Genomic DNA, 16,150 nt, shown 5'->3' on the forward strand with positions numbered 1-16,150 from the left:
GCTCTGGTTTTGCATGTGGAAGGCTACTAAGCGGCTAAGCAGAGACTACCAAATCTTATTCCCATGCGGTGTAGAAGCAGGAGGGGTTATCGTTCCGCTTTGCTTTGGCAGGGTAACAGCTTCATCGTCAGCGGGCTGAGATGTTTCAATGGGTGCAGCATTCAAAAAATCTGCCATATTGATGTAGACCTGAGGCGCACTCTCGTTCAGTACTACTCCGGGTGCCCGATCTCGAATACTGAGGAGTCGCTGAAGCGTCCGGCTGGGATCGCTATTGGGCTTGAGGGTAAACAGTACGCCAGAACATGGGCCGTTGTTCTTTTGCGCTGCGCAAATGACGGGCTGCTGATTGACAATACCTGTTGTCAAGTAATTTAGCGTCCCATCGTTATAGAACGTTTGAAATTTTTCCGATACAACTTTGCAGCGATATTCTGGCGTATAGGTTTCTCCAAGGGTTGAAACCCAATGAATTACAGGTACAACACCACGGGAAGTTTTTGCCATTGTGGCGGGCACGTTTTTGCTTTGACCGCAGTAAAATTTATTTTCGGTCGTGTTGGCCAATACCCCAGTAAGATTGGCGACCAGATAAGCTGCTACGGGTAATGAAAATCTTGATAAGAAGAGTAATGGCTTCATAAACTGCAAATTCTATATCCATATCAAAACTCGTCCCACCTGTCTACCTCATTCAACATTAAGGCTGAACTGAGCGATCGCCCTACCAACCTTTCTTCCCACTAGGACTGCAAACTCAGGGCCTCAAACTGCTGCCAGCAGAGGTACAGCGCGCGCGGGACGTGAAAACAGCCCTTCCACTTGCCGCCCTTGAGGTTTAGCAGCACCTCTCCCCGACGATTGAGGTAGCCAAACCATTCGCCATACTCTGGGTCGGCAAAATGGGACCAAGAATAGTCGTGCACCTTCTGGAACCATTCCCAACATTCAGGCCGCTGAGTCAGGCGATCGCCCATGGACAGGGCCACGAGCGTTTCTAAATGCACCCACCATAGCTTTTGGTCCCACTCCAGTTGGTGGGGTGGATGTCCCTCTGCATCCATAAAGTAGTACAGCCCGCCGTAGTCCGAGTCCCAAGCAAAGTTGAGGATATTGAGCACCACATCGACGGCTTTATGAATGGTTGCCGTATCGCCCCGACGGTTGGCAATGTCCATAACGAACCACATGGCCTCAATGCCGTGTCCGGGATTGAGCAGTCGCCCATCGAAACAATCCAGGTGCGATCCGTCGGGCATGACATTTTCAAACATCAACCCCCGCACCGGATCCAAGAAATCCGCCATCACTTCCTGGACCGTCTCGGCCAGAACGGTGTCTAAGGTTTCCTGGGGCAGCAGCCAATCCATCTCCAAGGTCAGATTGGCTAAAATCATGGGCACCGCCAAAGACTTCAGCGGGCGCGTACCGGGATAACCCTTGGTATACTTACCCTTCGGGTTGTCCTTGCGGCGCAGCACGTTGCCGTAAGCTTGGAGCGCCACTTCCTTCGCCCAGTCCTCCCCGGACGCGAGGGCAAATTTACTGAAGGCCATGGCTGCAAAACAGTCCGAAAAAATGTTGTAGGGCTGCACCAAGGGCTGGCCGTCGCGGGTTAGCGCAAAATACCAATTCCCCTCCCCATCGCGACCGTGCTTTGCCAGGAAATTTGCGCCATTAGCAGCGATCGCCAGCCAATCTCGACGCGGCTCGATCTGATTGTAGAACGTCGAAAACATCCATACTTGGCGGTTTTGGAGCCAGATAAACTTATCGGTGTCGTAGACGTTCCCCGCTCGATCGAGACAGGTGAAGTAGCCGCCCTGCTCCCAATCCACGGAGTGATTCTCCCAAAACGGAATCACATCCTCCAGGAGTGCGGATTTATATTGTTGGGCTAGGGCGTGAAAGTCGCGTTCCATGCAGGTTCTCTAAGACATTGATATCGCTGCCTTTACTGGACTTCCCACCAGCCGAAACTCGGCCCGATAAAGCGGATGACGATCCAGGCCCCAGCTAGGACAAAGATGCCAATCCAAGCCCCGCGAGTGGTCCATTGCACGAACTTTTCGCTTTTCGCTTTGTCAAAGGACAGCCCCGGCAACCCTGGGAATTTAGATTTTTCCTGACCGTACTTTTCGCCTAACTGCTCTTTGCGTCGCTTTGCTTCACCCATCTCGCGCCTCCATCATTCTGCCATGCAGCATCATTGTTGCTTATCTATCAGTATAGAAGCCAAGGTGCTCGAGGATTTGAAGAAAATTTCGAAACGGCGATCGCTGCCTTTTCTGCAAGACTCTGTCTGTGAATCAGCGATCTCCAACTGCACCCAGCGCGTTTAAGGTTGCTGTTTGGGCTTCGTTAGGCTAAGCCGATGTACCCATGATGGACGATCGCCCAGTTCCGCGCCTAGGCTCATCAACCCTATGTGTGTTTGCCGAGGATTGGGCGATCGTAATAATGGTTATTATGGAAGGATGGTTCTCAGGAAAACCTAAAGGATGGAGTGTATGACATCCGCCTTACCCGCAACTCAAGTATCGCTTACATTACCTGACCACACTCAGTTGCCAGAGTCAGACGGTACCTTTGTGAAAAATTTTCAAGAACATCCTCAAAGCATTTTACTCACAGAATCACTTCGGCCTGTACTAGAGCAACGTCATCCCGATGGTCAATATTGCATCGGTCAAGACTCTGGCATCTATTGGCGTTTGGTTGACCCACCGGAAAAGGGGGCGGAATCACCTGACTGGTTCTATGTACCCAACGTTCCGCCTACCCTAGATGGCAAACTACGCCGTTCTTACGTACTCTGGAAAGAGTATGTTGCACCCCTGATTGCCATTGAATTTGTCTCAGGGGATGGAAGTGAAGAAAGAGATCGCACTCCGCCTTCTCAAAGTGAAGGAAATCGGGTTGGTAAATTTTGGGTTTACGAGAAAGCAATTCGGATTCCCTATTACGCAATTTATGAAGCGGAAAAAGCCCAGGTAGAGGTCTATCATCTGCAAGATGATACCTATCAACCCATTGCTGCCAACGAACGGGGACATTATCCGATTCCCCCTTTGGGGATTGAGCTGGGGATTTGGCAGGGCAGGTATCAGAATGCCGAACTAGCATGGCTGCGATGCTGGGATGGGTCAGGCAACTTATTATTGCATGGGGAAGAACAAGCAATACAGGAGCGGCAACGGGCAGAGCAAGAACGACAGCGGGCAGAGCAAGAACAGCAACGGGCAGAGCAAGAACAGCAACGGGCAGAGCAAGAATGGCAACGGGCAGAGCAAGAACGACAGCAACGAGAACGATTGGAGATGTTTTTGCGATCGCAAGGATTCGATCCAGATAAGCTCCCAAACTTTTAGGGCTGTTACAGGACTTGTAGGAGGGGCGATCGCCTTCCTTCGATTGAGCTGCAAAGCGATCGGGTTTCCATTATATTCAGCTCGAGTAACCGCAATCGCCTTGATTTGAGCTAAACCAGTGCTGGCGATCGCCAAGTTAACCCATAGCTGAAAGATTTACAGGATGCGTTCGCCTCCCATACTGCAACGACCTACCCTTACTAAACCGAACATTGAGGTGGTATCAGGATCGATTCATCCAAATAGTTCAGCCGCGCGTAGGGACCGAGGGCCGTCAGTACCTGCTGACCGTAGGTGCGATGCAGCACTCGGCTGTCAAACAAGGCCAGCAAACTCGACTGGGACCGCAGAGGGGCGATCGCCTCCTGTAAAATCCGTAACGCTTCTGGCAGTAAGTACAGCCGGAACCAATCCTGCCGCTGTTGCTTGTAGTAGGCCACCCGCCCCGCCACCTTCGGATTTTCGAGGGAAGGGAAGGGTAAAGTGGCGATCGCCATCAGGTTAGGGTAGGGCAAACTGCGCCGATGCTCCAGCCAAAAAGTCCAGCCTGAAATCAACACATCTCCCACCTGACAGTCCCCCTTCTCCACCTTCACCCGCGAACCGAATTCTGCGGCCAAAGTCGAAGCAATGCGAGATTTAAGGGGCAGGTCATCAATGATGAGCGCGCTAAAGGTATCGGCAGCAAACCCGAGCGTCAGCAAACACTGGAGCTGGCGCATCAATGCAGGCGCAAATTCCGGGGTATTGGGCATGGGCACCCCGTCCGGCAGGTAGAGGGAGAGCGCCTCATTGTGGCGATCGGTCGCAAACTGCACGCAGGTCAGATCTGCTAAACCGAGCTGGAGCTGGAATTGCTCCGACTGAGCGTCCAAGTCCACCACGCCGTTCAAGAGAATTTGAGTGCGGCCCTCCCAGAGCGGCTGCAGCGCAGACGCCACTTCAATCGGCGCGCTGTTGAGGCTAAAAGAACCCTGCGAGCGATCGAGAACGGCCCACACCAAAGTATTGGGCTGCAAGAGCGTATCGGTAAATTGCTGCCATTTCCCCGAAAAACTTTGTCCCGAGTCCTGCTGCAATCGATCGACCAGATGACCCAGCAACCTGCGATCCTCCTCCGCCACTATCAGGCAGCCGTAGGGATTGGGCGGATGCCGAAATAGCGTGTGGGTCAGCGCCGCTCGCGCGTCGCGAATGGTCTCGACCCGAGTGGGATAAGCCCAAAGCAGCGCGTCCCAATCTTGGGGTAAAAGCGTTTGGGTTAGGTGCGCGCGAGTCCAGTCTTCAAGGCTTTCAGCACCATCGATCGCGACGGGAACGCCTGGCGGTAAGGGTGCGTGCTGGGGCAGACGATGCTGGAGCCAGTCTTGAGGAGAGAAGAGGGCAATTCCAGAAAAATTCGGATCCGGCCAAGTTTGAGCGAGACAAACTGGCTTCGTCAGGCCGAGCCAGTCCCGCAATCTGGGCAGCTCGACATGGCAAAGCGAGTGCTGAACCTCAGCAGAAGCCACTAGGATTAACGGTTCCGGCCACAGTAGCAGCGACGCCAGATAGCTCAGCCGATGCTGTCCCTGGTAGGCAGCAGTACTGCCGATCTGCATGAGCGTACTGCGCTGAAGCCGCAGGGCGCGGGCGACCAGTCGAGCCACCGTTAGATGATGTGGCCAAGCGTTCCCCCCCTGTGCCCGCAACAAAGCTCTAAGCTGCTGGTGGACTTCAACCTCAATCACAAGCGTTCTGCATCCAGATTTTTTTCATGCCCCTCATTTTGGCACAGTCCCTTCAAGGAATACAGTGCGCGTTTTATCCAGACGGTCCCCCTTAGGAACCGGAGGGAAGTGCCGTCTGAGAAAAGCGGATCAAAGACTCAAGTTTGTCCCAGGCTGCGCCGCTCTCTAAAATCTGACGCGACCGCTGGACGCCTGCAAAATAGTCCGCGACCGCACCTCCCACAAACAACGCGAGGGCTGCATTGAGGGCAACCGCATCGGTTTGGGCCGCAGTTCCCTTCCCCTGTAAAACCCTTTGAAGAATCTGGGCGTTGTCCGCGACCGTTCCGCCCTGAAGCGACGCCAAAGGCGCTGGTGCCAAATTCAGTTCCGCTGGATTTACGACCTGCGTCTGAACGCCCCGATCGGAAACAACCGCCAGATCCGTTGCATCTCCTAAACCCGCCTCGTCCAGACGTTCTCGACCGTGCAGGACGATCGCCCGCTCCACGCCAAGCTGATGCAGGGCGCGGGCAACGGGGGTCAGCAGATCTTGACAATAGACCCCTACCACCTGCCCCGTCGGACGCAAGGGATTCACTAAAGGGCCTAAAAGATTAAAAATAGTTCTGATCTTTAAGGTTTGACGCAAGGGCGCGACGGCTTTCATAGCAGGGTGCCACCCCGGCGCAAACAAGAATGTAACGCCGACGGTTTCCACCGCCGCCTGAGCCAAGCTCAAGTCAGCGGTCAGGTTTAGCCCGAGGGACTCTAAAACATCTGCCGAACCGACGCGACTGGATGCCGAACGATTGCCGTGCTTCGCTACGGGGATGCCCGCCGCCGCCGCAACAAAAGCAACAGCGGTCGAAATATTAAACGTTGACGCGCCATCTCCTCCCGTACCGCAGGTATCTATGAGATGCAGTGGTTTTCGACCGACAGGCCAAGGTGCTGGAGATTGCGCTAACAATACCGACGCCATTCCCACGAGCTCGTCGGCAACAGCGCCTTTGGCCTGAAGTGCGGCTAAAATTGCGCCGGACAGGACTGGCTCGATGGCGCTATCGAGCCAGCCTTGCATGAGCTGCTCGGATTGAGCGGTCGTGAGGGATTGACCCTCCAAAATCTGCTGGAGTAAAAGCGGCCAGTTCATTGGGACTGAGGGGTATTTTGATAAAAAATGTCGTCCCTTCAGCCTATCACCTTGGCACGTCAACCCATGCTTTAGACTCGCGGGACGACGCTCTGAACTTGCAGGACCGGATTTGGCAGAACTGATGACTCTAGGTCCAGCCAGTCTCGCACCATCTCGAGGGTTACGGAAATAAAGGGATTGTCGAGGAGCGCTCGATCGATCGGCAAACTGCCCGATCGAATGGCTTCAACTAATTTGGCTTTAAAGCGCGAGTTATCCTTTGCTTTTTGCTGAATCTCCAAAGCAGTAACGCTCAGGCGCTGAGGATCGGTGGCATCTGGATAGCGCTGGGCGAGGTCGTAGAAGATGGTCGTCAAGATCGTGGCAGTATCGACTGCCGTTGCAGCGGCGGACGACTCGGGGGGGTAGATAGGGGTGGATCCGGGATTGTTTTTACGGAATTCGGTCCGAGAATTTGAGTTTATGCTGAGCTGAGGGCTGAGGAGTTCGAAAAGCTGGTTGATGGACTCTCGGGGATGCGTCCCATCCGTACTGCTATGCCCGAGCAGCGTATCGCGAGTATTGAGTTGACGTCGGTTTTCTAAAGTTTGTTTGGTTTCTTCATAGATTCGCATGAAGTCTCGGTGGATTTGGACGGTATCGATGCCGGGTGCAGTGCTGAGCTTTAGCAAAATAATGCCGTCGCCTTTATTCTCGATACTTTGGATCCCGAGCTGCGCGGCTTTGTGTTCTGCATTGAGGCGATTGATGGAGTGGGCAAAGGCAGTCCAGTTGACCCCTGCATGGAGCGTTAAGTTGAGAGTTTCCAGCGCGCTATGGAAGAGCTGGGCAAATTCTCCAGGCAAAAACTCGCCGGAATTGGGCCGACGATCTTGATTGTTACGTTTGAGGTAGACAAAATTGCACGTTACGCCTTCTAGCTTTGTGGTGCTGCTGAGCTGAGCGTCTTCGAGGCAAAGGCCCGTCAGCATTGCTCCGTTAAAGTTAGTGGCAGAAATTTTACTGCGGGTGAGGTCGGCTTGGGCCAGGTTGACTTGGCGCAGATCTGTTTTGGTAAGGTCGGCTTCGCTCAGGTCGGCTTCGCTCAGGTCGGCGCTGGTTAAGGTGGCTTTATTGAGGTTCGCACCGCTGAGTTTGGCTTCCTTGAGAATAGCCCGATCTAAGAGGGTCTTACTCAAGGTGGCACGAATGAGATCCACACCTGCCAAGTTAGCTTCGGTGGCGTCGGCTTCGGTGAGGTCGGTACTGCCCAGGTTGGCACGTCCGAAACGACTTTTGCGGAGGCTCGCTTCGCGCAGCGTTGCGCCTCGGAAGTTGGCTTCGATAAAAATGCCTTTGCTGAGATTGGCCCGTCGGAGGTTGGCCTCAATGAGGGAGGCAAAGCTGAAGTCTGCCTTATTCAGCCTGGCTTCGACGAGGTTGGCTTCGCGCAGGCTGGCTTCGCTGGCGATCGCTAAGCTGAAGTTACAGGCCCGCAGGTTGGCATGGTCTAGACAGGCCTCAATCAAAATCGCTTTTGTGAGGTTGGCATTTTCGAGATTGGCTTTGTTGAGGTTGGCGCGATTGAGATCGGCAAAGCTGAGGTTAGCCCCCGTTAGGACGGTTTCGATTAGGGTAGCGCGATTGAGATTTGTTTCAATGAGGGTGGCGGCGGTCAGGTCGGCAAAGCTCAAGTCTGCTTTCGTCAGATCTGCTTTGCTCAGATTGGCTTTCATTAAATTGGCTTCGCTGAGATAGGCGTTGCTGAGGTTGGCGCAGCTTAAAAACACGCTCTTTAATACAGTGCAGCTCAGGTTGGCTTTACTGAGGTTGGCGCCAATCAGATTCGCGCCGCTGAGATCGCTGCCGCTGAGGTCAGCTCCGCTAAAGTCAGGTTGTTCGGCAAAATGTTGCCTGCGCCAGCTATTCCAATGATCTACACCAAGCTTAAGTGCTTTGACATGGGCGTCGTTTGCCACAGAGCGTCCTTCCTTATATTGTTTAATGCCTGCTGCTGCATGGGACCCCCCTCCGTCTGAGTCCGCCCATTGCCAAAAAATGCCGTTATTCTAAGAATTTGCGAGAAGCCAATCCTTAAAAGTCAACTTCGCAAGTGTTCATACCGAAAATTGCATGTCGAGACTTATTAACAGCCTCTCAACGAGGATAGTCGATCGTTTTCAGGATGGCAAAGCCTATTCGAAACGCGAGGGAATTTTCAAAAAGTGCGTCGAGTATCGCAGTCTCTATCGGGTTTACTGCACAATAGGAGAATGTAAACTGTCCTTAACTTTGCAGTACGGCAATGCAAGCAGACTATCGGCAACGACGACAAGCTTTCATGGAAAAAATTGGCGCGGGCACGGCTATCTTTCGCAGCGCGCCGACGGCTGTCATGCACAATGATGTGGAGTATAACTTCCGGCAGGACAGCGACTTTTTTTACCTGACGGGTTTTGACGAGGCCGATGCGGTGGCCGTCTTTGCCCCCCATCACGAAGAACATAAATTCGTGCTGTTCGTGCAACCGAAGGATCCGGAAAAAGAAACTTGGCACGGCTATCGGGTTGGGGTGGATGCGGCAAAGGAACGCTACGGGGCTGATGAAGCCTATCCCATTGCAGAACTCGACGAGCATTTACCCAAGTACCTAGAGCAAGCCGATCGGATTTACTATCGACTGGGACGCGATCGCAATTTTACCCAAACGCTCCTGACCCACTGGCAGCGGCTGATTGCGAGCTACGGCAAACGCGGCACGGGTCCGACGGCAATTGAAGATGTGGGGTTTACGCTCCACGGGATGCGGATGGTCAAAAGCGAGGCCGAACTAGCGTTGATGCGAAAGGCGATCGCCATTTCTGTGGAAGCGCACAACGTCGCCCGCGAGATGGCCCAGCCGGGACGCTACGAGTATGAAATTCAGGCGGAGATGGATTACATTTTCCGCAAAAATGGCGCGCAAGGTCCCGCCTACCCGTCTATTGTGGCTTCTGGGGACAATGCTTGCATTTTGCACTACACCACCAATAACCGCCAGATGCAGGACGGGGATTTGCTGTTGATCGATGCTGGCGCGAGCTACGACTACTACAACGCCGATATTACCCGCACGTTTCCGGTGGGGGAACGGTTTACGGAGGAGCAGCAGATTCTCTACGCTCTGGTGTTGGCAGCGCAAGAAGCGGCGATCGCCCAAGTGCAGCCGGGGAATCCTTATAACGCCTTCCACGACGCTGCCGTCCGCGTTTTGACGGAGGGGTTAGTCAGGTTGGGGCTTCTGGTGGGAGAAGTGGATAAGCTGATCGAAGAGGAAAAATATAAACCTTTTTACATGCATCGCACGGGTCACTGGCTGGGCTTGGACGTTCACGATGCGGGCTTTTACAAAATTGGCAAAGAAACCTGGCAACCACTTCAGGCTGGAAATGTGGTGACGGTAGAACCGGGCCTGTACATCGGTCCTGACATTAAGCTTGCCGAAGATCAGCCGGAGGTTCCCGCCAGATGGCGAGGAATTGGCATCCGTATTGAGGATGATGTATTGGTGACGGCTACAGGCCATGAGGTTTTGACGGCTGCGGTTCCAAAATAGAGCATGCGCAAGCTGTCTCGTAATAAATTGTTGTGCAAATGCCTTGGGTTCAAGCTACCAAAATATTTCGGTCAGTAAAGCCTCAATATCGGAAGTGAATTACCCGACGTTCACCTGAGTACAGGTAGAACGCGGGCTTCCCAGCTCAACCGCAACAGCCTCGACAGTAGTGGATTTGCGTCCATACCGCTTTGGTCTTACATCGCGTCCTTGGGCAGTAGCGCTGATTCCCAACGCCAAGATCCGTAAGCCTTCATTTCTGATATTGATGGCTGCATTCACATCTCGGTCATGACGCTCATGACAATAAGGGCATTCAAACGACCGAACAGACAAATCCATCTTTGGAACTGGCAGCAACGTCAAATGACACAAGTGTGACGATGGGAAAAATCGCCCAATCTCTAGGTAGATTTTTCCGTCAAATTCAGCCTTGTATTTGAGCATGGTACAAAATGTCGCCCAACCTGCATCGCTGATTGCTTTAGCAAGATTGTGATTTTGGACCATATTTTTGACTGCCAGGTTTTCTACAACAATAACTTGGTTCTCGTTCACTGTCTTACGGGACAGCTTGTGTAGAAAATCAGCGCGCACTCTCGCAATTTTAGAATGCACTTTTGCCACTGCAAGTTTTGCTTTGCGCCGCTTGTTCGTGGTTTTATCCTTTTTACGGGATAGTTTGCGCTGTTTACGTTTTAAGTTGCGCTCATGTTTTTGCAGATGCCTGGGATTCTGATATTTTGAGCCGTCTGATGTGACAGCAAAATCAATTAACCCCAAATCAATCCCAATCGCCTTCCCTTCACTACTGGGTTCTGGCTTTTCAATGCCATCCTCAACCAATAGAGAAGCGTAATAGCGACCATCTGGCATTCTGGATATCGTCACCGTTCTCAGCTTCCCGGAAACATCGCGATGCACCTTAGCCTTTACAGTCCCTAGATTTCCAGGAAACTTAATTTCAGTTTGGCTGAGCACTTTGACATTTGCGGGATATTGCAGGGATTGACGATCAAACTTACTTTTGAAGGTTGGGTATTGGGCTCGACCATCAAAGAAGTTGATGAATGCCTGAGACAAATTCAAAACGGATTGCTGAAGACATTGAGAATAACAAGTTTTCAACCAATCATGCTCAGCCTTCCACAACGGAATTTGTTTCTTCATGTCAAAGGCAGAAACCCCTTTCCCCGTCTCTTTATAGGTCAAGGATATGACTGCAAGAGACTGGTTCCAGACCCAACGAACACACCCAAAGGCTTGAGCCAAATGAGCTTGCTGTGCATCTGTGGGATAAAGCCTGATCTTCACTGCTTTCAACATATTCACATATTATCACACTCATTAAATTGCGATAATATAAAAATAAGTGATTTTGCGAGACATTATTTGTTCGTCTCGGCACTGTTACCTTCTCTCGCCTCCGGCATTGCTCAGGCAACGTACCTCGACTCACGCGTCTCTCATCCCGTCGCTCGCCTGGATACAGGTAGAGCGCGGGGCTTCCCGCCTACAAGCTAAATTGCCACTCTGCTGGAAATTGGTCGCTTGGATATTCGGCTCGAACGGTAGACAAAGATCTTTGCCAAATGTCTGGGAAAGTCTTAATGAGGTGGTTTCGCAAACTGGGTGATTGTTCTAACAAGTCGCTCAACTGTTCGCGCTGTTCTTGAATCGTCAGTTCCCAACCGCGATAGTCTTGAGGGGCATCGACATAAAGACGCTTCAGTAAGTGCACGAGCAATACCTTTAGTCGATTTTTTAATTCGCGGCGATCGCGTCCGGCCAAACCTTCAATCTCCTCAATCAGGCTATCGATATCGATTGCATCAAAATCTTTGGCTTTGAGCTTGGCAATCGTATCGTTAAACCACGCTGCCAAGTCTTGCTCGTATAGCGTTTGTTGCGACTGAGTTTGCATAGATTGGCTCCTAAGTCTGCAACCCTATCCTAGACTGCTGCGGGTAAGGCTGCGAACTCGATCCTTAAAGACCGAAAATCCTAACGCGATCGCGACCAACACTCCGCCAGTAATGGCATAGACCTGGCCCAATCCAAGGGCCTTCGTCAACGGCTGGGTCGCGATCGGCGACAGAAATTGCCCCAAAAACATTGCCGTGGAAAGTCCCCCCAACATGCGTCCTCGCACCGCATCGGGGACTGCTGCGCTCAGCCAAACCGTCATGTTAGGCATCAAAATCCCCAACCCCAGCCCGGCGATCGCCAACCCAACCAAAACCTGCACCCAAGACGCGGACTGCCCGATTAAAAGATAGCCAATGCCCATCAATCCAAAGATAATCGGCAGAAAAGTCACAAACTCCAGACGCTGCTTGAGTTTGCCGTAGGAGACCGAGGCGATCGCGCTAAACAGCGTACAAAGGGCGATCGCCATCCCGCTTTGGGTTGGAACTGCCTTCACTAAGGTTTCTAAGAAAAAAGGTAGTTGGACGGGAATCAAATAAAACGCAATCTGACTCAGCGTCGTGAGTCCGTAGACAACGCACAGAACCCCTATGGGGATGGATGAAGGTGGAGTCGCTGCGGTTTTATCGAGGGTTGCATCCTTGCGGGCGGGTTCCCAAATCGAGACGATAATCAACGGTATCAATAGCCAAGCCAATAAATAAATTCCAAAGGGATAGCGCCAGCTTTGCTGGGCCAAGACACCGCCTAACGTCAGAAACAAAACGCCGCCCAAACCCATAAATCCGGCCTGCAAGCCCATGAAGGCAGCACGCGCAGGGCCACTGTAATAGTCGGCAATCAGCGTGGTGGCACTCACCATTACGCCTGCAACAGCAATGCCAAGAAAAGCCCGCCCCGCCAAGATAGCAGGCAAACTACCCAGGTACAGTCCCGAACTCCCAGCAAACCCGTACAGCACGGTACTGAACAGCAGCAGCGGCTTGCGCCCAAAGCGATCCACGATCGCCCCCGCGATCGGCGAACCCATCACGATAAAAAGCGCGGGTAGGGTGATGACCAACTTGACCAGCGTCGCGCGGGTATCGACATCGGCGATCGCCGACGCAAATACGCTCTGCATGGCAGGCAGTGCCGGAGACACCGTCGCGCCCGCCATGACCGTAAGACTGCTGGCCAACAGAAGGGTACTTTTTGTCAGCCAAGACTGCGGACTGGGCAGGGATCTGGACATGAATTTACCTAGCTTGTGGGCACATCGTTATATTGCTCGGGCAACGGCCAGATTGCGGATCTCTTTCATTTTGCTTATAAAATACCGCCATTCACCTGAATCGTTTGCCCATTGACCCAGCGAGCATCCTTAGAGGCTAGAAACGCCACCACATCTGCAATATCCGAGGGTTGCCCCAATCGACCTAAGGGTGTGGATTGAATTAAATGGTCCAGGGCATCGGCAGGCATGATTAGGCCATCGGTGTTGGTGACACCGGGTGCAATTAAGTTGACCGTAATGCCTCGGTGTCCGAGTTCCTTGGAAAGGGCATAGCAGAATTGCTCGATTGCCGCTTTACTGGCCGCATACACCCCACCTGTGGGAATACTTTGTCGCGTTGCACCGCTGGATAAACTAATAATGCGTCCGCCATCGCTCAGATATTGAGCTGCTGCTTGTAGAGCAAAAAACGTTCCTTTGGCATTGGCATCGAAGACTTTATCAAAGTCCGCTTCAGTAATATCTACGGTGGGTTTGTAAACCGCGACCCCGACGTTATTCACCGCAATATCGATTTTGCCAAAGGTTTCTGCCACCTGCTGAAACAGCGTGCGAGTGGCTGTTAAGTTGCTGATGTCAGATTGCAGGGCCAGCGCTTCTGCACCGTATCCTTGGATCGCGTTCACCACCGCTTCTGCCTTCTCCTTATTGCCAGCATAGGTAATGGCAACCGTAGCACCTTCTCGCCCCAATCGTTCGGCGATCGCCTGACCAATCCCTCGCGATGCACCTGTAACAATGGCTACTTTTCCCTTTAATGAAGACATCGAATTTCTTCCTTGAATGGATAAAAGACAAGTTTGAATTCTCAAGGTATACTGCTACCAACTTTTTAGGAAGTACTTACTTTTTTGTAAGTCTCTATTTGCCCCTAATGCAGCACTGCAATGAACGTAGAACCCACGGATGGCACCCCATTTGTTCAGGCCACGCTGAAGGTCTTAGGTGGGAAATGGAAACTCTTGATTTTGTGGCATCTCAAAGATGGGGCAAGGCGATACAGCGAATTGAAGCGGCTTATACCGGAGATTACTGAAAAAATGTTGATTCAACAGCTCCGTGATTTAGAGCAAAACGGCGTGCTCAGCCGCACCACGCTCTCGGTGATGCCGCCCAAAGTTGAATATGGGTTTACAGACTACGGTAGGACGCTGATTCCCGTACTTCAGCCGCTCTGCGATTGGGGTCAAGAACACCTAAAGCGAATCCACGCGAAGGAGACTCAGGATGAACGCTAAGGTCGCGATCGCCAGACGTCCGCCAAACAAGAACCAACCCGCAGAAGCGCAGCGAGAGACATGACAGGTGCGCGCAGTCGAAGACAGGCATTTTTTTGTGAGAAACTGATAAGGCATCATGAAAAACGCCAACATAAAGGCACCCCTCCCCTGCTGGCCCGATTGATTTTGGCCTAGAGCATTTCCTTTAGCGCAAACAGAATTCATGCCCAACAATCTGAACAATAACGATCGCGTCCGAGTCCTGAGTGAGGCGCTGCCCTACATTCAAGCCTTCGTCGGAAAAACCATCGTCGTAAAGTATGGCGGCGCGGCCATGAAAGATAGCGCCCTTAAAGCGCAAGTCATTAGCGATATTGTTTTCATGGCTTGCGTGGGCATTCGGCCCGTGGTGGTGCATGGAGGCGGACCGGAAATCAACCACTGGCTGGGCAAGTTGGGGATCGAGCCTCAGTTTATTAACGGCCTGCGCGTCACCGACGCAGACACGATGGACGTGGTGGAAATGGTCTTAGTGGGGCGAGTCAATAAAGAGCTGGTTTCATTGATCAACCAAGCAGGCGGTTCGGCAGTGGGGGTTTGCGGCAAAGATGCAAATTTGATATTGGCGCGACCCGAGGGGTCCGAGGAAATGGGCTTCGTCGGCGAAGTCACCAGCATCAACGAAGACCTGATTGCAACCCTGGTAGACAATGGCTATATTCCCGTGGTGTCTACGGTCGCGACCGACGAAAACGGTCAGGCGTATAACATCAATGCCGATACGGTCGCCGGGGAAATTGCCGCTGCCTTGGGAGCCGAAAAGCTCATTTTACTGACGGATACCCCCGGCATCATGCAAGATTTCCACGATCCCTCCAGTCTGATTCACCAGCTGGATATCAATCAGGCCCGCGACTTGGTCAAATCCGGTGCGGTATCGGGCGGCATGATTCCAAAGGTGAGCTGTTGCGTGCGATCGCTGGCCCAAGGCGTGCGAGCCGCCCATGTCATCGACGGTCGCGTGCCCCACGCGCTGCTCTTAGAAATCTTTACCGATGCGGGGGTTGGCTCGATGATCGTGGGTTCTGTTGCTTACAACAATCGGATCCCAGCCGCATTTTGAGCTTTTCCCTAAGGCACGATCTTAGGGCTGAGGGTTGAATCTAGCGTTGGTGCTGCGGCCTTCACCTGCTGCTTCAGCCAGCCCGAAAACAGCTCCGTCAAGATCTGAGATCTCAGCGTTTCAGTTAACGCGGGAGAAACGATCGCTTCTACCCATACCAAGTAAACCTGTTTGCCCACGGCGATCGGTTTGAGGAGCTGCGGCGGTTTTGCCGCAAATATAGCTGCCGATAGTTCCGGCTTTAGGTCCTTTCGCGTCACCAGACCTCGATAGCCGCCCCTGCGTCTCATTTCTAGTTCTTGGGCGTACTGCTGCGCGATCTCCGCAAAGGTAATTTCTCCCTCCTGAAGGGCGTAAAACAGCTCCATTGCTAGATCGAAATCGCTCAAAACTACTTCGTACAGCACAATTTGCGTGTAGTCTAGCTGCCGTTCCGTAAAATAGGGTTTTACTCGATCGGCAAAGAGGCGATCGGCCAGCTTCGTCGAGAGCACCGTGTGATAGACCAGCGCCTCTAGATCGTCCAAGGATAGAGCGTGGCATTCGAGCCAGTCTATAGTTTCCTGGGCGGTCACTAGATTATTTTTTAAGCGAAAACTATCGGCAGCTTTTTGGAGCTCGGCTGTTTCGACTGTCAGTTCTAGCTCTTGAGCCTTCTGGGATACAATTTTGCGCTCTGCAATGGCTCGGACAAGCGCTGGCATTTGGCAAGATAATTTGACCTGCTGAAGGATTTCGTCCTGAGAAATGGGCGGCATCTTTGGCATTCGGTTGTCTGAAGGCATGAAG

15 protein-coding genes are annotated in these 16,150 nt (G+C 52.5%); 4 read left to right on the plus strand and 11 right to left on the minus strand.

The annotated features are described in order from the left end of the window. Positions 1 to 45 precede the first annotated feature (45 nt). From R6H26_RS20210 to R6H26_RS20220, 3 genes are all read right to left on the minus strand, one after another. Positions 46 to 642: a COP23 domain-containing protein gene (locus R6H26_RS20210; protein WP_404785011.1), complete on the minus strand. Its 597-nt coding sequence runs from the start codon at positions 640 to 642 to the stop codon at positions 46 to 48. Between the two features lie 101 nt (positions 643 to 743). Next, a complete protein-coding gene (locus R6H26_RS20215; RefSeq protein WP_404785013.1) occupies positions 744 to 1,922 on the minus strand; it encodes an AGE family epimerase/isomerase in 1,179 nt (392 codons plus the stop codon). Between the two features lie 32 nt (positions 1,923 to 1,954). Further along, positions 1,955 to 2,176: a DUF2839 domain-containing protein gene (locus tag R6H26_RS20220; protein WP_404785014.1), complete on the minus strand. Its 222-nt coding sequence runs from the start codon at positions 2,174 to 2,176 to the stop codon at positions 1,955 to 1,957. 334 nt (positions 2,177 to 2,510) lie between these two features. On the opposite strand from R6H26_RS20220, the gene R6H26_RS20225 reads away from it, so the two are divergent. Then, on the plus strand, positions 2,511 to 3,371 hold the full coding sequence (locus R6H26_RS20225; RefSeq protein ID WP_404785016.1) for a Uma2 family endonuclease: 861 nt from the start codon (positions 2,511 to 2,513) through the stop codon (positions 3,369 to 3,371). A 200-nt stretch (positions 3,372 to 3,571) separates the two neighbouring features. Here the strand turns inward: R6H26_RS20225 and R6H26_RS20230 are convergent, their stop codons facing one another. From R6H26_RS20230 to R6H26_RS20240, 3 genes are all read right to left on the minus strand, one after another. Beyond that, complete coding sequence (locus tag R6H26_RS20230; protein ID WP_404785018.1) at positions 3,572 to 5,101, minus strand: ATP-dependent DNA helicase; 1,530 nt, start codon at positions 5,099 to 5,101, stop codon at positions 3,572 to 3,574. Between the two features lie 91 nt (positions 5,102 to 5,192). Beyond that, positions 5,193 to 6,236 carry an anthranilate phosphoribosyltransferase gene (gene trpD / locus R6H26_RS20235; protein ID WP_404785020.1) on the minus strand — a complete coding sequence of 348 codons (1,044 nt, stop codon included), beginning with the start codon at positions 6,234 to 6,236 and terminating at the stop codon, positions 5,193 to 5,195. Between the two features lie 71 nt (positions 6,237 to 6,307). After that, the gene (locus R6H26_RS20240; RefSeq protein ID WP_404785021.1) at positions 6,308 to 8,197 is read right to left on the minus strand and encodes a pentapeptide repeat-containing protein; all 1,890 of its coding nucleotides are present in this window, start codon (positions 8,195 to 8,197) and stop codon (positions 6,308 to 6,310) included. Between the two features lie 326 nt (positions 8,198 to 8,523). Here R6H26_RS20240 and R6H26_RS20245 point away from each other — a divergent pair, with 326 nt between their 5' ends. Then, the gene (locus R6H26_RS20245) at positions 8,524 to 9,813 is read left to right on the plus strand and encodes an aminopeptidase P N-terminal domain-containing protein (protein WP_404785023.1); all 1,290 of its coding nucleotides are present in this window, start codon (positions 8,524 to 8,526) and stop codon (positions 9,811 to 9,813) included. Between the two features lie 99 nt (positions 9,814 to 9,912). Here the strand turns inward: R6H26_RS20245 and R6H26_RS20250 are convergent, their stop codons facing one another. The 4 genes from R6H26_RS20250 to R6H26_RS20265 all read right to left on the minus strand — a co-directional run bounded on the left by R6H26_RS20250 (position 9,913) and on the right by R6H26_RS20265 (position 13,785). Beyond that, positions 9,913 to 11,139, minus strand: coding sequence for an RNA-guided endonuclease InsQ/TnpB family protein (locus R6H26_RS20250; protein WP_404783167.1), 1,227 nt, complete (start codon positions 11,137 to 11,139; stop codon positions 9,913 to 9,915). A gap of 187 nt (positions 11,140 to 11,326) precedes the next feature. Next, the gene (locus R6H26_RS20255) at positions 11,327 to 11,737 is read right to left on the minus strand and encodes a DUF29 domain-containing protein (protein ID WP_404785025.1); all 411 of its coding nucleotides are present in this window, start codon (positions 11,735 to 11,737) and stop codon (positions 11,327 to 11,329) included. A 24-nt stretch (positions 11,738 to 11,761) separates the two neighbouring features. Beyond that, the gene (locus R6H26_RS20260; protein ID WP_404785026.1) at positions 11,762 to 12,976 is read right to left on the minus strand and encodes an MFS transporter; all 1,215 of its coding nucleotides are present in this window, start codon (positions 12,974 to 12,976) and stop codon (positions 11,762 to 11,764) included. Positions 12,977 to 13,050: 74 nt separating this feature from the next. Then, positions 13,051 to 13,785 (minus strand): glucose 1-dehydrogenase, encoded by a 735-nt coding sequence (locus R6H26_RS20265; RefSeq protein ID WP_404785027.1) that lies wholly within the window; start codon positions 13,783 to 13,785, stop codon positions 13,051 to 13,053. Positions 13,786 to 13,905: 120 nt separating this feature from the next. Between R6H26_RS20265 and R6H26_RS20270 the strand changes: the two genes are divergently transcribed. Continuing rightward, positions 13,906 to 14,256 carry a winged helix-turn-helix transcriptional regulator gene (locus R6H26_RS20270; protein WP_404785029.1) on the plus strand — a complete coding sequence of 117 codons (351 nt, stop codon included), beginning with the start codon at positions 13,906 to 13,908 and terminating at the stop codon, positions 14,254 to 14,256. Positions 14,257 to 14,461: 205 nt separating this feature from the next. Further along, on the plus strand, positions 14,462 to 15,361 hold the full coding sequence (gene argB, locus R6H26_RS20275) for an acetylglutamate kinase (protein WP_404785030.1): 900 nt from the start codon (positions 14,462 to 14,464) through the stop codon (positions 15,359 to 15,361). Between the two features lie 8 nt (positions 15,362 to 15,369). Here argB and R6H26_RS20280 read toward each other — a convergent pair whose 3' ends face one another. Beyond that, complete coding sequence (locus tag R6H26_RS20280) at positions 15,370 to 16,119, minus strand: peptidylprolyl isomerase (protein ID WP_404785032.1); 750 nt, start codon at positions 16,117 to 16,119, stop codon at positions 15,370 to 15,372. Between the last annotated feature and the right edge of the window lie 31 nt (positions 16,120 to 16,150).

This window comes from Altericista sp. CCNU0014 (genome assembly GCF_044923475.1).
GTDB lineage: Bacteria > Cyanobacteriota > Cyanobacteriia > Thermosynechococcales > Thermosynechococcaceae > JAAURS01.

Coding starts and splice junctions, on each gene's coding strand:
- R6H26_RS20210 (WP_404785011.1), bottom strand. CDS start 642: ATGAAGCCATTACTCTTCTTATCAAGATTTTCATTACCCGTAGCAGCT.
- R6H26_RS20215 (WP_404785013.1), bottom strand. CDS start 1,922: ATGGAACGCGACTTTCACGCCCTAGCCCAACAATATAAATCCGCACTC.
- R6H26_RS20220 (WP_404785014.1), bottom strand. CDS start 2,176: ATGGGTGAAGCAAAGCGACGCAAAGAGCAGTTAGGCGAAAAGTACGGT.
- R6H26_RS20225 (WP_404785016.1), top strand. CDS start 2,511: ATGACATCCGCCTTACCCGCAACTCAAGTATCGCTTACATTACCTGAC.
- trpD (WP_404785020.1), bottom strand. CDS start 6,236: ATGAACTGGCCGCTTTTACTCCAGCAGATTTTGGAGGGTCAATCCCTC.
- R6H26_RS20245 (WP_404785023.1), top strand. CDS start 8,524: ATGCAAGCAGACTATCGGCAACGACGACAAGCTTTCATGGAAAAAATT.
- R6H26_RS20250 (WP_404783167.1), bottom strand. CDS start 11,139: ATGTTGAAAGCAGTGAAGATCAGGCTTTATCCCACAGATGCACAGCAA.
- R6H26_RS20255 (WP_404785025.1), bottom strand. CDS start 11,737: ATGCAAACTCAGTCGCAACAAACGCTATACGAGCAAGACTTGGCAGCG.
- R6H26_RS20260 (WP_404785026.1), bottom strand. CDS start 12,976: ATGTCCAGATCCCTGCCCAGTCCGCAGTCTTGGCTGACAAAAAGTACC.
- R6H26_RS20265 (WP_404785027.1), bottom strand. CDS start 13,785: ATGTCTTCATTAAAGGGAAAAGTAGCCATTGTTACAGGTGCATCGCGA.
- R6H26_RS20270 (WP_404785029.1), top strand. CDS start 13,906: ATGAACGTAGAACCCACGGATGGCACCCCATTTGTTCAGGCCACGCTG.
- argB (WP_404785030.1), top strand. CDS start 14,462: ATGCCCAACAATCTGAACAATAACGATCGCGTCCGAGTCCTGAGTGAG.
- R6H26_RS20280 (WP_404785032.1), bottom strand. CDS start 16,119: ATGCCGCCCATTTCTCAGGACGAAATCCTTCAGCAGGTCAAATTATCT.